The following is a 23,795-nucleotide window of genomic DNA, read 5'->3' as shown; positions in this document are numbered from 1 at the left end:
CCCGTGACGTGTTGGTCGTTGCGTGGTGCTGCCGCAGACTACAGCGACGGTCGCTGATGCGGTTGCCGCCGAACGGCGGAGCCGGCGGCCACCCGCTGGGCGCGGGGGACGCCGGCTCCGGAGGGCGGTCAGGACAGCGGCGCGATGAAGAAGCCCGCCTGGTCCACGATCAGCTCCGAGGCGCCGGGGCTGTTGTGGTGGACGCCGATCTGCCCGCCGGTGCCCGCACGGACGACCGCCATGTTCGCGGCCGTCTCACCGGCCACGAAGTTGACGTTCGACGCGGTGGGCGGCGCGGCATCGGTACGCGGGTAGGCGGTGAGCACGCCCGGCGAGGTGGGCCGGGTGACGGTCGTGTTGAACACGGCCGCGGTGGGCGTCGCGCACGTCGCCGGGCACGCCGTCTGGACGTACCAGGGCAGGAAGGCGACCTTCTCGTACGGCTGGAGCGGGCCGCCGTACCCCCGGCCGTCCAGGCCGATGCTGGCTCGGGTGTCCACGATCCGGTGCGGGTCGACGGGCACGTAGCCGTCGGTGGCGCCGGACGCGGCGGAGCCGTAGTAGCCGGCCAGGTCGGCGATCACGTGCGTGCTGCCCGAGCTGGCGTTGTGGATGCTCACCTTCCCGCCGACGACGGGCACGGTCACCAGGTTGGGGACGGTCTGGCCGGTGACGAAGTTCAGGTTCGACGCGGTGGGCACCGGCGAGCCCGACGGGAAGACCTTCAGCACCCCGCTCGCCGTCGGCTTCGTCACCGTGACGTTGAGGATCGCCGCCGTCGCGCCCGCCGGCAGCTTCGCCGAGAGGTCCAGCTGCCGGGTGGTGTTGGCCGGGAACGGCCCGGCAGTGCCGGCACGGGTGTCCAGCATCCGGGCCGGCGCGAGGGTACGCAGGCCGCTGCCGGTGGCGCCGTACCAGCCCTGGAGGTCGGCGACGACGTGCACGGTGCCGCTGCCGGTGTTGCGGATGCGCAGCTTGCCGTTGGACATCGGCACGGTGACCAGGTTCGGCACGGTCTCCTTCGGCACGAAGTTGACGTTCGAGGCGTCCGGCAACTTGACGCCGTCCGGGTACACGGTCAGGAACCCGGCGCTGGTCGGCTGGGTCGCGGTGACGTTGAGCGCGACCGCCGTGATGTCCGCCGCCGGCACCCCGCCGATCTCGGGAATCGAGAGCACGACCTCGGAGTTGCCCGGCACCGGCGTCCGGGTGGGCACGCCGACCGCGGCTCGGGTGTCCAGCACCCGGGTCGGGTCGATCGGCTGGTAGAGGGAGCCGACCAGGGTGAACAGCGGGCCCACCGAAGCGTTGCCGGCGCGCGACTTCGTGCTGAGGTCGGCCGCGCGGAAGCCGATGAAGTCGATTCGGGCGTTCATGACGACGCTTCCCGCCCGGCGGAACGTGTGCCGCAACGACCCGGCGGTCCCGATCCGCCAGTACCGGTCACCGGTGAACTTGAACGCCACCGAGCCGCCCGGCCCGTCCGTCGGGTACCCGTACGTCGGCACGGCGGTGGCCTCCGTGTCGAGGAACCCGCCCCCGGGCACCCGGCGGAAGCCGGTCGCACCGACCTTGCCCTGCCCGACCCACTCCACCGCGCCGCGGTCGTGGTACCCGTTGCCGGTGCCTTTGTTCGGCACGTGCGGCAGGTCGGCGTGCGGGTTGCCCAGCAGGTCGGTGCGGAGCACACCGGGCGCGTCGGCGTCAGCGCTGTCCAGGCCGGGTGAGCCGCTCCCGAGCTCCCACCAGCCGCGAGACTGGCCGCGCCGGTCGAGTCGCACCAGGTCGAGGAGATCGTGCCCGCCCTGCCCGGTGGCGGCCCGGAACGCGTCGAGGGTCTGGTGGGTGGTGCCGCCCCACCGGTACGGCACACCGCCACTGCGGGAGCCGATCAGGTTGTGGTCGGACGTCGAGCCGGCGGTCGACTCCGCCGAGACGGAGATCGCGGTGGCCGTCGCCGGATCGTCACAGGGCTGCGGGTCGTAGTCGGGGCCGCCCGCGGTCTGGACGACGTTGTTGTGCAGCCGGACGCCCGGCGAGACGCCGGCCACCTGAATCGCCACGTCGCACTCATTGACGACGGTGTTGCCGGTGAGCACCGTGCCCGGCGCGTCGGTCACGTCGATCCGGGCGTCCTCGAGAGCGTTGCCGGTGAGCACCGTCCCCGTCGCCCCCGGCTCGACCGCCACGCCCGCCACGCCGCCGAGGCCGCGCAGCCAGGACCGGCGCAGCGTGACGTCGCTGGACCCGCCGGTGAGCCGGACCAGCGTCGAGGCCTCGAAGGGGTTGAGGACCGCCAGGCCGTCCAGAGTGATCCGGGCGGAGCGGTCCACCACGACGGTGCTGCTGCTGCCCGCGCCACTGGCGATGAAGCCCTCAAGGACGATGTCGTGCACGCCGACCAGGCGGAAGATCGTGTCGGTAAGGGTGTAGTGGCTGCCGACGCGGACCTCGCCGTCGGGGCTGTGCACGGCCCGGTAGGTGATCGGCGCGCCCTCGGTGCCGGACCGGTCGAAGGTCACCGTCTCCCGGTACTCACCCGGCTGCACCAGCACCGTCTGGCCCGGCTGCGCCACCGCCGCCGCGGCACCGATGGTGCAGTACGGCTTCGCCGCGCTGCCGTCGGCGTCCGGGGTGCAGTCCTTGTTGCTGACGTACACCTCCGCCCGCGACGCCACCTCGGCGGTGACGGCGGGCGCCGCCACGGCGGGCGCCACCGGCCCCGCCAGACCGACGCTCGTCACCAGTGGTAGGGCCGCGAGCAGCGCGGCGCCATGTCTTCTCATCGATTGCCCCCGTGATGTCGAGCAGGTGCGGCGGCAGCATATCCGGCCCGCCGCCACTGTGGACGACACCTGCGGATGCGTACAGAGCTCGGACCGAAGTCGCGAGGACCGGTGCCGGGTGGCTTCACGACGCCGGGCCGATGAAATACCCGAACCGGTCCACGATGGCGTGCGTCGTGCCAGCGCTGCTGTTGTACAGCTCGATGCCGGAGTCAACCGCAACCACCGCGGCGTTCGACCCGGTCTCGCCCGTGACGAAGTTGACGTTCGAGGCGGTGGGTCGCTGCGTGCCACCCGGGTACGCGATCAGCACGCCCGGCGCGGTCGGGCCGGTCACCGTCACGTTACCCACCAGCGCGGTTGGAGCCGGGCAGGCCGGCAGGCAGTTCTCCTGCGGGAGGAACGGCTGGAACCGTGCGGTCTCGCGGGCGGCGAGCGGCACGGAGCCGCGATCGGGGAGCCCGGTGCCGTTCCGGGTGTCCACGATCCGGGTCGGCTCGGTCGGCACGAAGGTCTGGGTGGCGTCCGGACTGAACCACCCGGCCAGGTCGGCGACGACGTGGGTCGTACCGGAGCTCTGGTTGTGGATGCTGACCCGGCCGTCCACCACCGGCACGGTGACCAGGTTGGGGATGGTCTGTCCGGTGACGAAGTTCAGGTTCGACGCGGTGGGCACCACCGAGCCGTACGGGAAGACCTTGAGCACGCCGTTCGCTGCCGGCCTGGTAACCGTCACGTTGAGGACGGCGGCCGTCGCGCCGGCGGGCAGCCGGCCGGACAGGTCGAGCGGACGGGTGCCATTGCCCGGGAGCGGGGTGCCGGCGCCCTCCCGAGTGTCGAGCACGCGCACCGGCGACACCGGGGCGAAGCCCGACCCGGACTCCGCGTAGAAGCCCTGGAGGTCGGCGACCAGGTGGACGGTGCCCTGGCCGGTGTGGTGGAACGAGACGGACCCGTTGACCACCGGCACCGTGACCTGGTTCGGCACCGTCTCCTTGGCCACGAAGTTGACGTTCGACGCGTTCGACCCACCGCTACCGGTCGGGTAGACGGTGATGAAGCCGGCGGCGGTCGGCTGGGTCACGGTCACGTTGAGCACGACCGCGCTGATGTCCGCCACCGAGACCCCGGCGATGCTCTCGATCGGCAGCGAGAGGCCGCCGTTCGCCACCACCGGCGCGGCGTGCTCGACGCCGATCGGGATCCGGGTGTCCAACAGCCGGGTCGGCGCCACCGGGACGTACCGTGCGCCGATCTGGGTGCAGACCGGTTCGCCGCCGGTGCTGATCAGGCGGAAGTCGCTCTGGCTGGTCAGCACCTCCACGCAGGCGGAGCCGGCCCGGCGCGCGGTGTGCTCCGCGGTGGCGGAGTCGGTGACCCGCCAGTACCGCTCGCCGGCGAACTTGTACGCGTACGTGGCACGTTCCCGCTCCACCGGCCACGGCGAGTGCAGGCCCGCGCGGGCGATGATGTCGAACGGTCCGCCACCGACCTTGCGTTCGAGCCGCACCGGATCCTGAATCGGGGTGCCCTGCGCCTCCACCGCGCCCCGATCGCGGTAGCCGCTGCCGGTCCCGGTGTTCGGCGCGGCCGGGTCGTCGGCGTAGGAGTTGTCGAGCATGTCGGTGTCGAGGGCACCGCGGGCTCCCGCGTCGGCGGAGTCCCGCGCCGGTGAGCCCACGTCGAGCTGCAGGTAGCTGCGGTTGCCCCCGGGCGCCCACGAAAGCTTCGGGTCCGCGGCGATGTCGTGGGTGGCCTGCCCGGTCGTCTCGACGAACGACGCGAGCGTCGGGTACTGGGTGCCGGCCCAGACGTAGGGCAGCCCGCCGCCGAGCGGGTCGATCAGGTTGTGGTCGGTGCTGGTCTGCGGCGCCGACTCCGGGGAGACGGTGACGGCGGTCGCCGCCACCGAGTTCGGGCAGGTGGGTTGACGCAGCCGGTCGGTCACCACGATGTTGTTCCGGATCGAGGCGCCCGGCGAGGCGCCGGCCAGCTCGATGCCGCGCCGGCACTGGGTGTTGACGGTGTTGCCGGTGACGGTGAGGCCGGGGGCGTCGGTGGCGACCAGGCCGGAGACGTCGAGTTGGCTGGCGGTGACCACCGTGCCGGTGACGCCCGACTCGACGGTGACGGACGGACCGGCAGAGTTGCGGAGGAAGCTCCGGCTAAGCGTCACGTTGTCCGAGGCGCCGCTGATCCGCAGCGCGGTGGGAGCGTACGGACCGCCCCGGACGCTGAGCTTGTCGAGGCGGACGCGGCTGGAGTCCTTCACCACCACGCCGTCCACGTAGCTCACACCGCTCACGACGAAGCCCTCCACCACCACGTCGTGCACATCTGTGACGACGAGGCCCTGCACCTGGGTCCGCTGCCAGGAGACGCTGACCGCCCGGAACGTGATCGGCGCGGCCTCGGTACCGGACCGGGTGAACTTCACGGTTTCGCGGTAATCGCCCGACTCCACCAGCACCGTCTGGCCGGGACCGGCCACCGCCGCCGCTTCCGAGATGGTGCAGAACGGCTTGGCCGCGCTGCCGTCCCCGGTGGCGGGTGTGCCGGCCGGACACCAGGTCTGGCTGACGTACAGCTCGCCGGCGGACGTGTCCGTGGCAGTGACCGGCGCGGGCGCCGCTACCGCCGCGGGCGCCGCCGGCCCCACCAGGCCCGCACCGGCGAGCAGCGGTACGAGCGCAAGCCGCGCCAGCATCTGCCCGGTTGTCATCAACCACCCCCGTGATCAAGTCTTCGGAGCGGGCAGCGTACCCCGATGGACGCCGATGCCAGCAGCGCCGAAAGGGTGGTCGGCCGCACCGTTCGGCGGTCACCGTCATCGAGGTCGCGCTGATCGTCACCCTGATGATCAGCGGCGGGGAGAAGACCCAGTCGCTGGCCCGGGACACCGTCTTCGCCGCCGTCATAATCACCTGCAACGGCATCCTCGGGTTGTCGCTGCTGATCACCGCGCTCCGCCGCCGGGTGGCGGTGTTCAACTCGGAAGGCACCGGCGGGGCGCTGGCCACCGTGGCGACCCTCGCCACCCTGAGCCTGGTGGTACCGAGCTTCACCACCAGCCGCCCCGGCCCCGAGTTCTCCCCCCGACCAGCTGGCCTTCGCCGCGGTGGCGTCCCTCGCGCTCTACGGGCTCTTCGTCATGGTGCAGACCGGCCGGCACCGCGACTACTTCCTTCCCGTGACCAGCGAGGGCAGGCTGCTGGACGCTGACGGCGACCAGCACGCCGACCCGCCGTCCACGCGGACCGCGCTGGCCAGCCTGGGCCTGCTGCTCGTCTCCCTGGTCGCCGTGGTCGGCCTGGCGAAGACCGTCTCCCCCGCCATCGAGGCGGGCGTCGCGGCCGCGAACCTCCCGCACGCCTTCGTGGGCGTGGTCATCGCGCTGCTGGTGCTGCTCCCCGAGACGCTCGCGGCGGCCCGGGCCGCCCGACGCGACAGGGTACAGATCAGCCTCAACCTCGCCCTCGGCTCCGCCATGGCCAGCATCGGGCTCACCATCCCGGCGATCGCCCTCGCCTCGATCTGGCTGGAAGGGCCGCTGCTGCTCGGCCTCGGCGGTACCCAACTGACCCTGCTCGCGCTGACCGCGGTGACCGGGGTGCTCACCGTCGTCCCCGGCCGGGCGACCGTGCTCCAGGGCGGGGTGCACCTGGTGCTGCTGGCCGCGTTCGTCTTCCTCGCCGCGAGCCCCTGACCGACGGGCCCACCATGCACAGCGGCCGCGCCCCTCGTCGGGGCGCGGCCGCTGTCGGAACGGGTCAGTACTGCGGTGTGATGAAGACGCCCGCCTGGTCGACGACCGTGTGGGTGGTGCCCGAGCTGCTGTTGTACAGCTTCAGCCCGCCGCCGCCGGTCCCGACGATGGCGAGGTTCGACGCGGTCTCGCCGGCCACGAAGTTGACGTTCGACACCGTCGGCCGCGCCTGGTCCGCCGGGTGCGCGATGAGGACTCCGGAGGCGGTCGGCCCGGTGACGGTCAGGTTCGCCACCACCGCGGCGGGCGTCACGCAGCAGCCCAGGTCGTTGGCGGACGGAGCGACGGTGATCGTCTCCCGCGGCTGGAGCGGCGTGGTGCCCCGGTTGTACACGCCCGTGCCGTCCCGGGTGTCGGCGATCCGCAGCGGACCGTTCGGCACGTAGCTCAGCTGGCCGTCCGGCCCGAAGTGGCCGGCCAGGTCCGCGATCACGTGGGTACTGCCGGAACTGGCGTTGTGGATGCTCAGCTTGAGGTCCGTCACCGGCACGATCACCAGGTTCGGGATGGTCTGGCCGGTGACGAAGTTCAGGTTCGACGCGGTCGGCACCGCCGAGCCGTACGGGAAGACCTTCAGCACACCGTTGGCCTGCGGCCCGGTGACCGTGACGTTGAGGACGACCGCGGTGGCGGCCGGGGAGACCTTGAGGTCCAGGTCGAGCAGCCGGGTGCTGTTCGGCGCGAGCGCGCCACCCTCGGTACGGGTGTCCAGCACCCGCTTCGGGGTGCCGACGGCAAAGCCCTGCCCGGCGGCTCCGTACCAGCCCTGGAGGTCGGCGATCACGTGGACGGTCCCGCTGCCGCTGTTCCGGATCCTGATCTTCCCGTTGGTCATCGGTACGGTCGCCAGGTTAGGCACCGTCTCCCCGGCCACGAAGTTGACGTTCGACGCGCTCGGTGCGCCCGGGGCGTCCGGGTAGACGGTCAGGAACCCGGCGGCCGTCGGCTGGGTCGCGGTGACGTTCAGGACCACCGCGCTGATGTCCGCCGCCGGTACTCCGCCGATGCTGTCGATCGGCAGCACCACCTCGGAGTTCGCCGGCACCGGGGTGGTGGTGGCCACCCCGATCGCCGACCGGGTGTCCAGCAACCGGGTCGGCGCCATCGCCGTGTAGTGCGCGCCGAGCACCACGCACGACCGCGAGTCGTTGCCTTCGCTCGACCGGTAGTCGGTCCAGCTGGCACGCACCCGCACGCAGGTGCTTCCCGCCCGCCGGAACCGGTGGTCCGCGTCGAGCGACGACCGGGCGGTCCGCCAGAGGGGGGAGTCGTCGTACTTGTAGGCGAACCCGCCGCCCGGCCCGTCGGTCGTCCACTGGAAACGCGTGCTGGCCCGGAGCTTGGTGTCGAGCGGGCCCGCGCCGATCGTCCGGTGCAGCGGCTCGATGTTCGCGCTGGCCCCCTGGATCCGCTCGACCGCGCCCCGGTCGTGATAGCCGGTGCCGGTGCCGGTGTTGTTCCACGTCGGATCGTCGGCGTGCGGGTTCCGGAACAGGTCGGTGGCCGGTACGCCACGCGCGGTCGCGTCGGCCGAGTCCACCGCCGGGGAGCTCTGCTTCAGCCGGATGTAGCCCCGGTCACCGCCGGCCGCGACGTCGAGCAGCGGGTCGGCGGCGATGTCGTGCCCGCCCTGACCCGTGGCGGCCCGGAAGTCGTCCAGGGTCGGATAGGTGGTGCCGGCCCAGGCGTACGGGGCCCAACCGGCGGTCGGGTCGATCAGATTGTGGTGGCTGGTGGTCTGCGGCACCGACTCCGCCGACACCGCGATGGCGGTCTCCGCGACCGGCTTGGCGCAGGGCGCCTGATCGGCGTGGGGCTTCACGATGTTGTTGGCGATGACGGTGCCGGGCGAGGTGCCGGTGACGTCGATGCCGGGACCGCAGTAGGCGACGACGGTGTTGTTGGTGACGGTGGTGCCGGGGGCGTCGGTGAACACCATGCGGCCGGCCGGAATCTGGTTGGCGACGACCGTCGTGCCGGTCACGCCCGCCTCGACGGTCAGCCCCACCTTGGCGAGGGTGAAGAACCAGTTCCGGCTGATCGTCACGTCCCGGGACGAACCGGTGATCCGTACGCCGAGCGGGCCGACACCCTGGCGGACGGCCCCGCCGTCGAGGGTGACCCGGGACGAGCCGTCGACCGCCACGACGGGCGCCGTGCCCGTGCTGTCGCCGTAGACGGTGAAGCCCTCCACGACCACGTCGTGCACCTGGCTGAAGGTGAAGATCGTGCCGGTGACGGAGGTGGTGTTGAAGCGGCCGACCCGCACCATCCCGTCGGGCAGGTTGACCGCCCGGAACGTGATCGGCGCCGCCTCGGTGCCGGACCGGGTGAAGGCGACCGTCTCCAGGTACGCCCCCGGTTGCACCAGCACCGTCTGGCCGGGCTGCACGACGGCCGCAGCGGCCGAGATGGTGCAGAACGGCGCCTCCGCGCTGCCGTCGCCGTCCGGCGCGCAGTCCGTGCCGCTGACGTGCAGCTCAGAGCCGGTCGAGGCCGCCGCGACGGCGGTCGGCGCGGGCGCCGCGACGGCGGTCGGCGCGGGCGCCGCGACGGCGGCGGGGGCCGGTGGCGCCACCAGACCCGCGGCCCCGATCAGGGGTACGAGCGCGAGCAGGGATCGGGCAGATCTTCTCATGGACACCCCGTGACGATGAACGGATGACGCGCCGAGGCAGCGTACCGCGGTCGATATGTGGCCGACGGCCGCCGGACGGCGATGTGGACGGTGACACGGACGGGTCCGGACCGACCGCCTGGACGGACGGTCGGGCCGGACCTCGGATCAGGAAGCCGGGGCGATGAAGTAGCCCGCCTGGTCGACGACGACGTGGGTACTGCCGCTGCTGTTGTTGTACGCGGCGATCCGGCCGTCGGCGCCGACCTTCACCACGGCCAGGTTGGACGCGGTCTCCTTCGCGACGAAGTTGACGTTCGACGCGGTCGGCGCGGCCTGGCCGGCCGGATACGCGGTGAGCACCCCCGCGGCCGTGGGCGCGGTGACGGTCAGGTTGAGCACCGCCGCCGTCGGCTCGGGACATCCGCCGTCGCACTGCTGACTCACGAGCACGCCGGCCGACGCCTTCGCGTACTTCGTGAACGGCCCGTCGTAGGGCTTGATCCAGCCGGTGCGGTTCCGGCTGTCGGCGATCCGGTGTGGTCCGTGCGGCATGTAGGTCTGGTCGGCGCCCGACGCGGCCGAACCGAAGTACCCGGCCAGGTCGGCCACCACGTGGGTGGTGCCCGAGCTGGCATTGCGGATCATCGCCTTGCCGGCGACGACCGGCACGATCACCAGGTTGGGAATCGTCTGCCCGGCCACGAAGTTCAGGTTCGAGGCCACCGGCACGGGCGACCCGTCCGGGTAGACCGTGAGAACGCCGCTCGCTGTCGGCTTCGTGACGGTGACGTTCAGGATCGCGGCCGTCGCGTCCACCGGTACCCTCCCCGACAGGTCCAACCGCCGCTCACCGTTCGCGGCCAGCGCCGCGCCGGTACGGGTGTCCAGCACGCGGGTCGGGGTGAACGGCTTCAGGCCCGAGCCCTGCCGGCCGTAGAAGCCCTGCAGGTCGGCCACCAGGTGCACCGTCCCGCTGCCGGTGTTGCGCAGGCGGATGCGGCCGTTGGCCATCGGCACCGTGACGAGGTTCGGGACGGTCTCCCCGGCGACGAAGTTGACGTTCGACGACTGTGGCGCGCCCACGCCGTCGCCGTCCGGGTAGACGCTGATGAATCCGGCCGCCGTCGGCCTGGTGACCGTCACGTTGAGCACCACCGCGGTGATGTCCGCGGCCGGCGTGCCACTGATGCTCGGAATCGGGAGCACGATCTCGGAGTTCGCGGCGACCGGCGTGGTGGTGGCGGTGCCGACGGCCGCACGGGTGTCGAGCAGCCGCGTCGGCGCCACCGGCTGGTAGAGCGCACCAACCGTGGTGCAGTGGTAGTAGGTGTATTCCGGCGCCATCCGGAAGTCGGTGAAGCTGGTGTGCGTGGTGACGCAGACCTCCCCACCTCGACGGAACGAGTGGTCCAGCGTCCGCGCGGCGGTGACCCGCCAGAACGGCTCGTCCCAGAACCGGTAGGCGATGGAACCGCCCTCGCCGTCGGTCGGCCAGGCGTACTCGGGCGCGGCGATCGCGGTCACGGCGAGCGGGTCACTGCCCCGCTTGCGCTGGATGCCCACCTGGCCGCCGTTGACGCCGCCCTGGGCCTCCACCGCGCCCCGGTCGTGGTAACCCGGACCGGTGCCCGTGTTGGCGACGGCGGGGTTGTCGCTGTGCGGGTTGAGCAGCATGTCGGTGCGGGTGAGCCCCTTGGCGGCGGCGTTCGCCGAGTCGACCGCCGGTGAGGCCGGGTCGATCGGGAAGTACATCCGGGCCGCTCCTTGCCAGGGGCCGATGCGCGGGTCGGCGGCGATGTCGTGACCGCCCTGCCCGGTAGCGGCGCGGAACGACGGCAGGTCGGGGTAGGTGGTCCCGGCCCAGGAGTAGAGGGCGCCGCCGCTGATCGGGTCGATCAGGTTGTAGTCGGCGACGGATCCCTCGGTGGACTGCGGGGAGATCGCGATCGCGGTGGCGTTCTCCGCGGTGGTACAGGCCGCGCGGACCCGGTTGGTGCGCACGACGTTGTTCTGGATCTCCACCCCGGGGGACGCTCCGGCCACGTCGATCCCCCGAGTGCAGTAGGTGAGCACCGTGTTGTTGGTGACCACCGTGCCGGGGACGTCGGTGGCCAGCAGCCCCCCGTAATAGAGCTGGTTGTGGACGACGGCACTGCCGGTGACGCCCGGGTCGATCCGCACCGCCGGCTGCGGAATCGCGGCGACGTTGCTGAAGAAGCCCCGACTGATGGTGACGTCGCTGGACCCTCCGGTGATGCGCACGACCTCGGGGCCGCGCGATACGGAAGCCGTGACGCGGTCGACGGTGACCCGGGTCGAGCCGTCGACCACGAGGGGCGTCTTCTCCGGCTGGGTCGCCAGCCGGAAGCCCTCGATCACGACGTCGTGCACTCCGGTCACGGTGAAGACCGTGCCGATGGTGGAGTCACCGTCGAGGCTGCCCACGTCGACCCGGCCCGCCGGCCCGTTGACGGCGCGGAAGGTGATGGGCGCGTCCGTCGTGCCCGAGCGGTTGAAGGTCACCGCCTCCGCGTAGGCGCCGGGCTGCACCAGCACGGTCTGGCCCGGCTGGGCCACGGCCGCCGCCGCCGAGATCGTGCAGAACGGCGCGGTCATGCTGCCGTCGCCGCCCGGCGCGCATTCCTTGTTGCTCACGTACAGCTCGCTCGCCGCCGCCGCGGTGACCGGCGCCGGCGCGGCGACCGCCGCGGGCGCCGCCGGGGCCACCAGGCCCGCACCGCCGATCAGTGGTACGACCGCGAGCCGCGCCCACACACGTCTGTCCATCAATCGCCCCCGTGACGAATCGATCATGCCTGGCCGGAGCGTACCGTGACGGACGCCGATGTGAGCAGGGTCGGACGGGTGGCGGCCGACGGCCGATCGGCCGGGCCCGAACGGCGCAGCGGCCGCGTCCCGGTGTCGGGACGCGGCCGCTGCGGACCGGCGGTGACCGTCAGGCCGGGGCGATGAAGTACCCCGACTGGTCGACGATGGCGTGGGTGTCGCCGCTGCTGTTGTTGAACGCCGCGACCTGACCGTTCGCGCCGACCTTGACCACGGCCAGGTTCGAGGCCGTCTCGCCGGCGACGAAGTTGACGTTCGACGCGGTCGGCGCCGCCTCGTCCGCCGGGTACGCGGTCAGCACACCCGCCGCCGTCGGCGCGGTGACGGTCAGGTTCAGCACCGCGGCGGTCGGCCGGGGGCACTCGACGCCACAGCCCGTCTCACTCTTCACCGCGACCGACGCGTGCTGGTACCTGCCCAGCTTGCCGGGGAAGACCCCCACCCAACCCGAGCCGTCCCGGGTGTCGGCGATCCGGGTCGGCCCGTACGGCACGTAGACCTGGTTGGCTCCCGATGCGGCCGAGCCGAAGTAGCCGGCCAGGTCGGCGACCACGTGGGTGGTGCCGGAGCTGGCGTTGCGGATCATGACCTTGCCGGCGACCACCGGCACGATCACCAGGTTCGGGATCGTCTGCCCGGCCACGAAGTTGAGGTTCGAGGCCACCGGCACCGGCGAGCCGTCCGGGTAGACCTTCAGCACGCCTGCGGCGGTCGGCTTGGTGACCGTCACGTTCAGGATCGCCGCCGTCGCGTCGGCCGGAAGCCGGCCGGCGAAGTCCAGCTGCCGGTCGGCGTTGCCGGCCAGCGGCGTCGACGTCCGGGTGTCCAGCACCCGGACCGGGCTGAGCGGCTTGAAGCCGGAGCCTTGCCGGCCGTGGAAGCCCTGCAGGTCGGCGACCAGGTGCACGGTGCCGCTGCTGGTGTTGCGGAAGCGGATGCTGTCACCCATCGGCACGGTGACCAGGTTCGGCACGGTCTCGTTGGCGACGAAGTTGACGTTCGACGAACTGGGCAGCGGGGTGCCGTCCGGGTAGACGGTGATGAAGCCCGACGCCGTCGGCCTGGTGACCGTGACGTTGAGGACCAGCGCGGTGATGTCCCGGGCCGGCACGCCGCCGACGCTCGGGACCGGCAGGACGACCTCGCCCTTCGGCGGCACCGCCGTGGTGGTGGCGGTGCCGATCGCCGCCCGGGTGTCCAGCAGCCGGGTCGGCGCCACCGGCGTGTAGGGCGCCCCGACGGTGGTGCAGTGGGAGTAGCTGTACTCGGCCGCGACCCGGAAACCGGTGAAGCTGGTCCGAGTCAGTACGCAGGCCGGACCGCCCCGGCGGAAGGAGTGGTCGCGGGTCCGGGCGTCGGTCACCCGCCAGAACTTCTCATCGGCGAACTTGTACGCGATGGCGCCACCGTCCCCGTCGGTCGGCCAGGCGTACTGCGGAGCGGCGATCGCCCTCACGGCGAACGGATCGTTGCCCCGCTGCCGCTGGATGCCGACCTGGCCGCCGATCACGCCACCCTGCACCTCGATCGCACCCCGGTCGTGGTAGCCGCTCCCGGTGCCGGTGTTGGCGACGCTGGGGTTGTCGCTGCGCGGGTTGCCCAACAGGTCCGTGCGGGTCACGCCCTTGGCCGAGGCGTTGCCGGAGTCGACCGCCGGGGAGTTCGACTCCAGTGGGAACCAGGGCCGCATGCCGCCCTTCTGGAAACCGATCAGGGGGTCCGCCGCGATGTCGTGCCCGCCCTGCCCGGTCGCCTGCCGGAAGGCGGCCAGATCCTGGTACGTCGCGTCGCCCCAGGCGTAGAGGGCGCCGCCCGTGATCGGGTCGATCACGTTGTGGTCCAGCACCGTGCCCGGCACGGACGGGGCCGAGACCGCGATGGCGGTCGCGTTCGCCGGGGTGCTGCACACCTCCCGGCTCCGGTTGGTGCGCACGATGTTGTTCTCGATCGACACGCCCGTCGAGGCCCCGGTCACGTCGATCCCGCGGCCACAGTTCGTGAGGAGGGTGTTGTTGGTGATGACGGTGCCCGGTGCGTCGGTGACCCGGAGCCCGGCGTAGGCGAACTGGTTGTTGGTCAGCACCATCCCGGTGACTCCGGGGTCGACCACGAGGGTCGGCATGCTGGCGGGCACGTTCCCCAGCCAGCTGCGGCTGACGGTGACGTCGGCCGACGCGCCGGTGACCTGGACGGCGCCTCCCGGGGCGCGGGTCCCGAAGACGCTGACCCCGTCGACGGTGACCCGCTGGACCCCGTCGACGACCAGGGCGGGCTTGTCGCCGGGGCTCACCAGCCGGAAGCCCTCGATCGCGACGTCGTGCACGCCGGAGAGGGTGAAGACGGTGCCGGTCACGGCCCCGCTGGTGGTGTTGCCGACGGCGACCTGGCCGTCCGGGCTGTTGACCGCCCGGACGGTGATCGGCGCGCCCTCGACGCCGGAGCGGGTGAAGGCGACCGCCTCCGGGTAGTTGCCCGACTGCACCAGCACCGCCTGCCCGGCCTGGGCCACGCCCGCCGCCGCCGAGATGGTGCAGAACGGTCGGTCCACACTCCCGTCGGCGCCCGGCGCGCAGTCCTTGTTGGACACGTACAGCTCGTCGGTCACCGCCTGGGTGACCGGCGCCGGCGCGGCGACCGCCGCGGGCGCCGGGCCCACCAGGCCCGCGCCGCCGACCAGTGGTACGACCGCGAGTCGTACCCACGCACGTCTGTTCATCAACCGCCCCCGTGACAAGTCGATCATGTTTGTCGGGAGCGTATCGGGACGACTGCCGATCTCATCAGCACCGATCGGTCGGTGCCCTCACCCGTTCGGCCAGCGCCGGAACGGGTAGCGGCCGCGTACCCGGGTCGTGGTAACCCGGACACGCGGCCGCTGCGGACCGGTTGCGACCGTCAGGCCGGGGCGATGAAGTACCCCGACTGGTCGGCGATGACGTGCGTCGCGCCGCTGCTCTTGTGGAACGCGCTGATCTCCCCGCTGGCACCGACCTTGACGACGGCCAGGTTGGACGCGGTTTCCTCCGCGACGAAGTTGACGTTCGACGCGGCCGGAGCCTCCTCACCGTACGGGTACGCGGTGAGCACACCCGCAGCCGTCGGCTGGGTGACGGTCAGGTTCAGCACCGCGGCCGTCGGCTTCGGGCAGGCCCAGTAGCAGGGCGTCTGGATCGACGTCGGCCAGAACCGCGCGTAGGCGTACCCGGTCATCGGGCCGGCCGGGTTCCAGCCGACGGCGGTACGGGTGTCGGCGACCCGCACCGGATTGAGGGGCACGAAGCTCTGCGTGGCGCCGGACGCGGCCGAGCCGAAGTAGCCGGCCAGGTCGGCCACGACGTGGGTGGTGCCCGAGCTGGCGTTGCGGATCAGCACCTTGCCGGCGACCACCGGCACGGTGACCAGGTTCGGAATGGTCTGACCGGTCACGAAGTTCAGGTTGGACGCCGTGGGCACCGGGGTGCCGTCCGGGTAGACCTTCAGCACGCCGTTCGCAGTCGGCTGCGTGACGGTCACGTTCAGGATCGCCGCCGTCGCGTCCGCCGGCAGCTTCGCGCCCAGGTCCAGCCGGAACTCCCCGTTGGCGGCGATCGGCGTGGCGGCCCCGGTACGGGTGTCCAGCACCCGGCTCGGGGTCAGCGGCTTGAAGCCGGAGCCCTGCCGGCCGTAGAAGCCCTGCAGGTCGGCGATCAGGTGCACCGTCCCACTGCCGGTGTGGCGAAGACGGATCTTGCCGTTGCTCATCGACACGGTCGCCAGGTTCGCCACCGTCTCCGCCGCCACGAAGTTGACGTTGGACGAGCTGGGCGTGGTAGCGCCGTCCGGGTAGACGGTGACGAAGCCGGCGGCGGTCGGCTTGGTGACGGTCACGTTGAGGACCACCGCGCTGATGTCCGTGGCCGGCACCTCGCCGATGTTCGGAATCGAGAGCACGACCTCGGAGTTCGCCGCGACCGGGGTGGTGGTGGCGGTGCCGACCGCCGCGCGGGTGTCCAGCAGCCGGGTCGGCGCCACCGGTGCGTAGTGGGCCCCCACCACCGTGCAGTGCTTGCTCGTGCTCCCGGTTCCGTAGTCACGGAACCCGACGAAGCTGGTGTGGATCTCCACACACGCGGTGCCGGCACGACGCAACGAGCGGTCGAGCGCCCGGGCGTCGGTCACCCGCCAGAACCGGTCGCCACCGAACCGGTACGCGATCGACCCACCCTGCCCGTCGACCGGCCAGACGTACTTCGGTACCGCGGTCGCCGTCACGACGAGCGGGTCCGTCCCGGTCTTACGCACGAGGTTGGTCGGGACGTCGGTGACGTGACCCTGCGCCTCCACCGCACCCCGGTCGTGATAGCCGGCACCGGTGCCGCTGTTCGCGACGGCCGGGTTGTCGCTGTGCGGATTGCCGAGGAAGTCGGTGCGGGTCACACCCTTGGCCGTGGCGTCACCGGAGTCGACCGCCGGTGAGGCCGGGTCGAGGGGCCACCAGGCCCGGTTCCCGCCCGTCTGGGCACCGAGCAGCGGATCCGCCGCGAGGTCGTGCCCACCCTGACCGGTCGCCTCCTGGAACGAGGCGAGATTTTGGTACGCCGTGCCACTCCAGGAGTAGAGGGCGCCCCCGCTGATCGGGTCGATCAGGTTGTGGTCCGCGACGGTCCCCTCGACCGACGCCGCCGAGACGGCGATCGCCGTGGCGTTCGCCGGGATGGCGCAGGCCTGCCGGGAGAAGTTCGTCCGCACGATGTTGTTCTGGACGGCGACCCCCGGCGAGGTCCCGGTGACGTCGACCCCCGTGCGGCAGTTGGCCAGCACCGTGTTGTTGACGACCGAGGTGCCCGGGGCGTCGCTGACGAGAACACCGCCGTAGGCCAACTGGTTGGCGACCACCACCGCGCCCGTGACGCCCGGGTCCACCGCGACGCTGGGCCATGAACCGGGAAGGTTGCTCAGGAAGTTGCGGCTGACCGTCACGTCGCCCGATCCGCCGGTGACCTGAACCGTGCCGGGGGCCCGGATGCCGGTACCCGTGATCCCGTCGACGACGACCCGGTGGCTACCGTCGACGAGCACCAGCGGCTTCTCGCTGGTGCCCATGAGGCGGAATCCCTCGACCACGACGTCGTGCACGGCGGACACCGTGAAGACCGCACCGGTGACCACACCGTTGACGGTGTTACCGACATTGACCAGCCCGTCCGGGCCGTTGACCGCCCGGAAGGTGATCGGGGCGCCCTCGGTGCCGGAGCGGGTGACGGAGACCGCCTCCGGATAGTTACCCGGCTGCACCAGGACCGTCTGGCCGGGCTGCGCCACGGCCGCCGCCGCGGAGATGGTGCAGTACGGCGCGTCCATGCCGCCGTCTCCGCCGGGCGCGCAGTCCTTGCTGCTCACGTACAGCTCGTCGGCCGCCGCCGGGGTCACCGGCGCCGGCGCGGCCACCGCCGCGGGCGCCACCGGCCCGACCAGGCCCGCGCCTGAAAGCAGTGGTACGGCCGCGAGCCGGGCCCAGTTACGTCTGTCCATCAACAGCCCCCGTGAAAGATCGATCATGATCGCGAGAGCATATCGCGATGGCCGATCGGGCCAGTAGCGCCGATCGGTCGGTGTCATCGGGCGTTGGGCCAGACCGGACAGCGTCTACAAGGCTCAGTCGTGCCGCTCGGTGCGTTCGATCTCGGCGAACGCCGCGGCCAGGTAGCCCTCGACCGGCCGACCCGTCACCGCCAGCAGGTCCGCGACGAGCAGCGGCGCGTGCCGGGCGACGGCCACCGGATCGGGCGGGGAGTCGTCCTCGCCCGGGTCGTACACACCGAGCGCGGAGGCCAGCAGGACCAGCACGACGTGCGGGTCGACGTCCGGTCGCCAGAGGGCCGCCGCCCGGACACAGTGCTCCAGCACCTGCCGGACGTCGTCACCGTCCAGCCCGTCCGGGTGGGTCTCCTCGAGCAGCAGCCGCACCACCGCCCCGAGAACCAGGCCCGAGCGCTCGGCGCCGGCGAGCCGCGCGGTCGCCACCTCGTACGCCGCACCGTCGCGGGCCTTCGCGGCCTCGACGGCGTCGGTGGCCGCACCGGCGATCTCGCGGGCCGGTGCGGGCAGGTGTCGCCAGGTCACGCTCACCGGGCCAGCATGGCAGAGCCGACCGACAGGCCGGCGGGCCGGACGCTCAGGCCGCCGGCCCGTCGTCCCCGGCCCGCCCGGCCGGGGTCGACGCGCCACGGGCCACCAGCGGCGCGGCGAACAGATGCGCGACGACCACCACGCTGAGCGGCACCGCCGACCGTTCCAGCCGATCGTCCTGGCCGGCCGAGGACAGGGCGATGCCGGCGCCGCAGCAGAGGACGCCGGTGAGCAGAGCGCCGACCAGCGGCACCGCCCAGGGCCGGGGCAGGCGCAGCACCCAGGCGACGAGCAGACCGAGGAGCAGAGTCGCCGGCAGGCCGATGCCCACCGTGAGGGAGACCTCGTCGCCGAGGGCCGCGACACCGGACCCGTTGGCGGCGTCTGCCGCCGTCTCCGCCGCCAGTCGCGCGTCGACCAACCGCCCGGCGTACGCGGCGGCGGCCAGCCAGGCGGCCGCGACGCCGACGCCGACGAGAGCCCCACGGATGCCGTACGACAGAAAGGTCCCTGCGGTCGAGGCCGGGTGACGGTCAGCGGTCACGCCGGAGGCTACCGCGGAGGCAGCCCCGCGACGGCCCCGCGACGTGCGATCGGTCACGCCGGGCCGGGCTCCGCGCGAGAGCCGCGACAAATCCCGTCGCGGTCTGTCGGACCCGCTGGACAGAATCGCGGGCATGCTGCGCCGATCCCTCCCCCGCCGTCCGGAAGCCCGACGCATCCTGCTCGGCACCCTGCTGTCGGCGATCGGTCGCGGCCTCACCCTGCCGTTCCTGTTCATCTACCTGACCGACGTGCGCGGGCTCTCCGACCCACGCGCCGGCCTGGTGATCGGCTGGTACGGCGCGGTCACCCTGGCGCTCTCCCCGCTGGGCGGGACGCTGATCGACCGGTTCGGCGCCCGCCGGGTGGTGCTGCCGTCCCTGCTGATCGAGGCGATCGGCACCGGGTCGCTGGCGCTGGTCGACTCGACCGCCTCCGCGTTCGGGGTGGCCACCGTGATCGCGATCGGCGGCTCGGCGATCTGGTCCGGGCAGAACACCATCCTCGCCTCGCTCACCGCCGACGACGAGCGGCAGCGGGTGTACGGGTTGAACTTCGCCCTGCTCAACCTCGGCATCGGGGTGGGCGGACTGACCTCCGGTGCCATCGTCGACGTCGCCCGGCCGGTGACCTTCCAGCTGATCTACCTGCTCGACGCGCTCAGCTACCTGACGCCGGCGATCATCCTGCTGACCCTGCCGCACGTCGGGCGACGGCTCGCCGCCGGAGTGGCCGGCGCGAAGACGCGCGGCGGGGGCTACCTCACCGTGCTGCGGGACCGGCCGTTCCGCCGCCTGGTCATCTTCGGCCTGGTCCTCACCACCTGCGGGTACGCCCAGATCGAGGTCGGTTTCACCGCGTACGCCGTCCGGGTGGTCGAGGTGACCCCGAGGGTCGTCGCCTGGGCGCTGGCCGGCAACACCGTGATGATCGTGCTTTCCCAGCTGCTGGTGATTCGCCGGATGGAGGGGCGCAGCCGTACCGGGGGCCTCGCGGTCGTCGGCGCGGTCTTCGCGACCGCCTGGTTGACCCTTGGCGCGGCCGGGATGATCGGCACCGGCAACGCGCTGGTGGCGGCACTCGGCGTGGTGGCCTGCGCGGCGATCTTCGGATTCGGCGAGACCATGCTGTCGCCGGTGATGCCGGCGCTGACCAACGCGCTCGCCACCGACGAGCTGCGCGGCCGGTACAACGCGATGAGTTCGATGATCTTCGGGATCAGCGGGGTGATCGGCCCGGTCACCGCCGGCCCGCTGATCGGCGCGGCCGACGGCAAGGTCTGGGTGGCCGTCGTGGTGGGTGGCTGCCTGGCCGCCTCGCTGATCGCCCTCTCCCTGCGCCCCCTCCTCACCGCCATCCAGGACGGCCGCGTCCCCGCCGCCCGCACCCCCGAACCCACCCCCGCCTGACCCCCCGCACCGCCGCACCGGGCACGGGGCGCGGAGACGGGGACGGGCCCCGGAGCGGGTGCTCCGGGGCCCGTTCGCGCGGTGGGTCCTGCCGTCAGGCGGCGGGGACCTCGGCGGTGGTGCGGATGCGGTCCAGGGCCGGCGCGGAGACCGGCGAGGACGCGGTCAGGTACGCCACGAAGGCGTCCAGGTCGATCATGCCGGTGACCAGGTTGCTGCCGCTCTTGAGTGCGGTGAACCCGTCGCCGCCGCCGGCCAGGAAGTTGTTCACCGTGACCCGGTAGGTGGCGTCGGCGGTGACCGCCACGCCGCCCAGGGTCAGGCTGCCCCGGACGACCCGGGTGCCGGCGCACGGGTCGGCGGTGGTGCCGGTGGTGCCGTTCACGTCGACCGTGTAGCGGACCGTGGAGGACGGGTAGAGCGTCCGGCCGACCACGAACTGCTGCTCCAGCACGCAGTAGAGTTGCGCGCCGGTGAGGTCGAGCGTCACCAGGTTGTTGGCGAACGGCTGGACCGTGAACGCCTCCTCGTAGGTGACCTGGCCGGCGTCGAGGTCGGCGCGGACACCACCGGGGTTCATGAACGCGCCGAGCGCGCCCTGCTCGTTGTCGGTCGCCGCGAGCTGCGCGTCGGCGATCACGTTGCCGAGCGGGGACTCGCCCTTGGCCGTACCGAAGAGGGTTTCCTGCACGCGGTTGAGCGGCTCGGCGGTCTGGCCGACGACCTTGGTGGCGACCGGGCCGAGCGCGGTCTTGTAGCGGGTGATCAGCTCGGTCTGCGCCGCGTCCTTGGCGACGTCCCGGGTGACCACGACGTTGTTGGCCTTGGCGGTCAGCACGTCGCCGGTCTTCCGGTCGATCTGCAGGTCGATGTCGGTGACCAGGCGACCGAAGGAGCTGGCGCTGGTGACCAGCTTGCCGTTGATCTCGCAGTTGTACGCCTGGTGGGTGTGCCCGCTGACCACCACGTCGATGGACGGGTCCATCCGGTTGGCGATGTCGACGATCGGGCCGGTGAAGCCCTTGCAGTCGTTGATGCCGCCGGTGGCCTCCTGCTGGCCGCCCTCGTGCAGCAGCACGACGATGGACTCCACGCCCTGGGCGCGCAGGATGCGGGCGTACTTGTTGGCGGTCTCCGCCTCGTCGCTGAAGGTGAGGCCGGCGACGCCCTCCTGGGAGACGATCTGCGGGGTGCCCTCCAGGGTCATCCCGATGAAGCCGACCTTGACGCCGGCGACCTTCTTGACCGCGTACGGCGCCAGCAGCGGCTGACCGGTCTCGGTCTTGAACGCGTTGGCGGAGAGGTACTGGAAGCCGGCGCCCGCGTACGGGGTGCCGTCCGCGCAGCCGTCGACCGGGTGGCAGCCGCCGTTCTGGATGCGCAGCAGCTCGTTGGCGCCCTCGTCGAACTCGTGGTTGCCGACGCTGGCGAAGTCCAGCCCGGCCAGGGTGAGCGCCTCGATGGTCGGCTCGTCGTGGAAGGCGGCCGAGAGCAGCGGGGAGGCGCCGATCAGGTCGCCGGCCGCGACCGTGATGGTGCGCTCCTGCTCCTCCTCGGTGGCCCCGCGCAGGGCGGCGAGCTGGGTGGCGAGGTATTCGGCACCGCCCGCGGGCTGACCGGCGATGGTGCCGCTGGAGCCGGTCGGCGGTTCGAGGTTGCCGTGGAAGTCGTTGAGGGCGAGCAGCTTGACGTCGACCGGCTTGGGGCCGGCCTCGGCCTGGCTCGGGTTGACGGCGACCGTGCTCAGCGCGGCCGCGGCGAGTGCGGTCAGGCCGATGGCGGCCCGACGCATCCCGGGGACGGACATGGAACTCCTCGTGAGGTTCGGCGTTGGACGCTGCCGGGGCGATGGTTCGCCCGGCGACCCTGATCCGTGCCGTGACAGGGGTCGATCGCGGAGGGCGGCGGTCGGGGGTCGCCGCTCCGTCACGGGGACAGCCTCTCACCTCCGCCACCGCCGGTCGACCGGGCAAGTGGAACAGACCTGCGGATACGCCAGGTGGCCCGGGCCGGACGTTCGGGCCATTCCGACATGACGGGTAGGTGACAGCGGTCGGGCGGTCGGCGTCGGATTCCCGTCGGTGGCACCGACCAGGATGGAGACGACACGACGAGGAGAGGATCCCGGATGACCGACACGACCCTGACGGTGGGCACGGTGCGCTCCGCCGACGGCACGACCATCACGTACGAGCGCAGCGGCGAGGGGCCGGCGATCGTGCTGGTGGGCGGCGCGTTCAACGACCGGTCGACCACGCGCTCGGTGGCCGCCGCGCTGGCGGCCGACTTCACCGTGTTCGGATACGACCGGCGCGGCCGGGGCGACAGCGGCGACACCGCCCCGTACGCGGTGCGGCGGGAGATCGAGGACCTGGCGGCGCTGGTCGAGGCGGCCGGTGGCACGGCGTACCTCTACGGGGTCTCCTCCGGCGCGATCCTGGCCGCCCTGGCGACCGCCGCCGGGCTCCCGGTCGCCGGGCTGGCTCTCTTCGAGCCGCCGTTCCAGGTCGGGCCGCGCGCGGGGTCGGGCACGGCGCTCGCACCCCGGCTGGCCGAGCTGGTGGCGGCGGGCCGGCGGGGCGACGCCGTCGAGTGCTTCATGGTCGACGCGGTGGGCCTTCCCGTGGACCAGGTGCGCGGCATGCGCGACCAGCCGATGTGGTCCTGGCTGGAGATGATGGCCCCGTCCCTGGTCAACGACGCCACCGTCACCGGCGACGGCACGCTCCCCGCCGAGCTGCTCGCCGGCATCGGCGTGCCGACCGTCGTGGTGGACAGCACCGGCAGCCCGGGCTGGCTGCGCGAGGCGGCGGGGGCCACCGCCGAGGCGATCCCGGGCGCCCGACGGGTGAGCCTGGAGGGCGGTTTCCACGAGGTGCCCGCCGAGCTGCTCGCCGCCGAGTTGCGCCGCCTCCTGCCGAGCTGACCGCCAGCGCCCGGCCGGCGGCTCGACCGAGCGCCAGGCTCGGCGGCCCCCGAACGACGAAGACCGCCCCGGGCAGGGGTGGCGGCTCCGGGTGCCAGAGGAGCCGATGCCCGATCCCCCGGGGCGGTCAGATGTCGTGCCGGCTTCCGCCCCTGCGGGCGCCGTCTGCCATGGCCTGCGCCGCGCGGGCCGTTGCCGGCCCGCGTGGGTCAGCAGTAGGTGTAGCTGCCGCTGCTGCCCCAGGAGCAGGAGTCGATCGCCGTACCGGCGGAGTTGCGCAGGTAGGCGGCGTCGCCGGTGTTGTTCCAGATGTACGCGCCGGAGCCCCAGTACCGGTGGGTGGAGGTGTTGGTGCCCTTGCCGGTGTGGATGTAGACGCTGGCGCCGGAGGCCAGGCGGAAGTCGCTGGCGAACTTGTAGACGTGGTTCGACTTGTCGCGCAGCGTCCAGTACTTCAGGTTGATGGTGGTGCTGCGCCGATTGGTCAGCTTGACGTACTCGGCGTTCAGGCTGCTGTTGGAGCGGTTGTCGGTGCCCGGCGAGTTGTAGTAGACCTTGGTGATCTGGACGGCCGGCGTGGCCGCCTGCGCCGGCGTGGCGACGGCGAGCGTGCCGCCGAGGATGGTGGCGAGCGCCGCCGCGTATCCGATGAGCTTCTTGTTCATGTGTTCCCCCACATGGTCGCGGGCCGACCTGGCGAGTCGGCCACGGAGTGGGCCGAGGTTATCGATGCCACGGGGCAAAAGTGGACCGTGAAACCTCTGCGTCCGCAAATAAATCCGCGAGTACC

At 72.3% G+C, this 23,795-nt stretch carries 12 protein-coding genes and 1 pseudogene; 3 read left to right on the top strand and 10 right to left on the bottom strand.

Translation table 11 applies throughout. The features are described from left to right. Positions 1-128: 128 nt before the first annotated feature. Positions 129-2,786, bottom strand: a complete 2,658-nt coding sequence (locus V6U88_RS28410) for a hypothetical protein (protein ID WP_334457673.1) — start codon at positions 2,784-2,786, stop codon at positions 129-131. A gap of 124 nt (positions 2,787-2,910) precedes the next feature. Next, positions 2,911-5,508, bottom strand: a complete 2,598-nt coding sequence (locus V6U88_RS28405) for a right-handed parallel beta-helix repeat-containing protein (protein WP_334457671.1) — start codon at positions 5,506-5,508, stop codon at positions 2,911-2,913. 95 nt (positions 5,509-5,603) lie between these two features. Here V6U88_RS28405 and V6U88_RS28400 point away from each other — a divergent pair. Next, positions 5,604-6,492, top strand: a pseudogene (locus tag V6U88_RS28400) (calcium:proton antiporter); the annotation flags it as partial. Between the two features lie 64 nt (positions 6,493-6,556). Here the strand turns inward: V6U88_RS28400 and V6U88_RS28395 are convergent. The 6 genes from V6U88_RS28395 to V6U88_RS28370 all read right to left on the bottom strand — a co-directional run bounded on the left by V6U88_RS28395 (position 6,557) and on the right by V6U88_RS28370 (position 18,671). Next, positions 6,557-9,190, bottom strand: a complete 2,634-nt coding sequence (locus V6U88_RS28395; protein WP_334457669.1) for a NosD domain-containing protein — start codon at positions 9,188-9,190, stop codon at positions 6,557-6,559. A 147-nt stretch (positions 9,191-9,337) separates the two neighbouring features. Next, a complete protein-coding gene (locus V6U88_RS28390) occupies positions 9,338-11,959 on the bottom strand; it encodes a right-handed parallel beta-helix repeat-containing protein (RefSeq protein WP_334457667.1) in 2,622 nt (873 codons plus the stop codon). 169 nt (positions 11,960-12,128) lie between these two features. Further along, positions 12,129-14,735: a right-handed parallel beta-helix repeat-containing protein gene (locus tag V6U88_RS28385; RefSeq protein ID WP_334457665.1), complete on the bottom strand. Its 2,607-nt coding sequence runs from the start codon at positions 14,733-14,735 to the stop codon at positions 12,129-12,131. A 179-nt stretch (positions 14,736-14,914) separates the two neighbouring features. Beyond that, on the bottom strand, positions 14,915-17,530 hold the full coding sequence (locus tag V6U88_RS28380) for a right-handed parallel beta-helix repeat-containing protein (RefSeq protein WP_334457663.1): 2,616 nt from the start codon (positions 17,528-17,530) through the stop codon (positions 14,915-14,917). 123 nt (positions 17,531-17,653) lie between these two features. Next, a complete protein-coding gene (locus V6U88_RS28375) occupies positions 17,654-18,127 on the bottom strand; it encodes a hypothetical protein (protein WP_334457661.1) in 474 nt (157 codons plus the stop codon). 46 nt (positions 18,128-18,173) lie between these two features. Then, a complete protein-coding gene (locus V6U88_RS28370) occupies positions 18,174-18,671 on the bottom strand; it encodes a hypothetical protein (RefSeq protein ID WP_334457659.1) in 498 nt (165 codons plus the stop codon). 133 nt (positions 18,672-18,804) lie between these two features. Between V6U88_RS28370 and V6U88_RS28365 the strand changes: the two genes are divergently transcribed. Next, positions 18,805-20,079, top strand: a complete 1,275-nt coding sequence (locus V6U88_RS28365) for an MFS transporter (protein ID WP_334457657.1) — start codon at positions 18,805-18,807, stop codon at positions 20,077-20,079. 94 nt (positions 20,080-20,173) lie between these two features. Here the strand turns inward: V6U88_RS28365 and V6U88_RS28360 are convergent, their stop codons facing one another. After that, entirely contained in the window at positions 20,174-21,886 is a 1,713-nt protein-coding gene (locus tag V6U88_RS28360; protein WP_334457655.1) for a bifunctional metallophosphatase/5'-nucleotidase, read from the bottom strand. A gap of 321 nt (positions 21,887-22,207) precedes the next feature. On the opposite strand from V6U88_RS28360, the gene V6U88_RS28355 reads away from it, so the two are divergent. Continuing rightward, entirely contained in the window at positions 22,208-23,005 is a 798-nt protein-coding gene (locus tag V6U88_RS28355; RefSeq protein ID WP_334457653.1) for an alpha/beta fold hydrolase, read from the top strand. A 209-nt stretch (positions 23,006-23,214) separates the two neighbouring features. On the opposite strand, the gene V6U88_RS28350 is transcribed toward V6U88_RS28355, so the two are convergent. Continuing rightward, positions 23,215-23,670, bottom strand: coding sequence for a lamin tail domain-containing protein (locus tag V6U88_RS28350; protein ID WP_334457651.1), 456 nt, complete (start codon positions 23,668-23,670; stop codon positions 23,215-23,217). Between the last annotated feature and the right edge of the window lie 125 nt (positions 23,671-23,795).

The sequence above is a fragment of the Micromonospora sp. CPCC 205739 genome, assembly GCF_036906795.1.
GTDB lineage: Bacteria > Actinomycetota > Actinomycetes > Mycobacteriales > Micromonosporaceae > Micromonospora.
The sequence above is the reverse complement of the archived record's forward strand: the minus strand, read 5'-3'. Positions and strand labels throughout refer to the sequence as shown.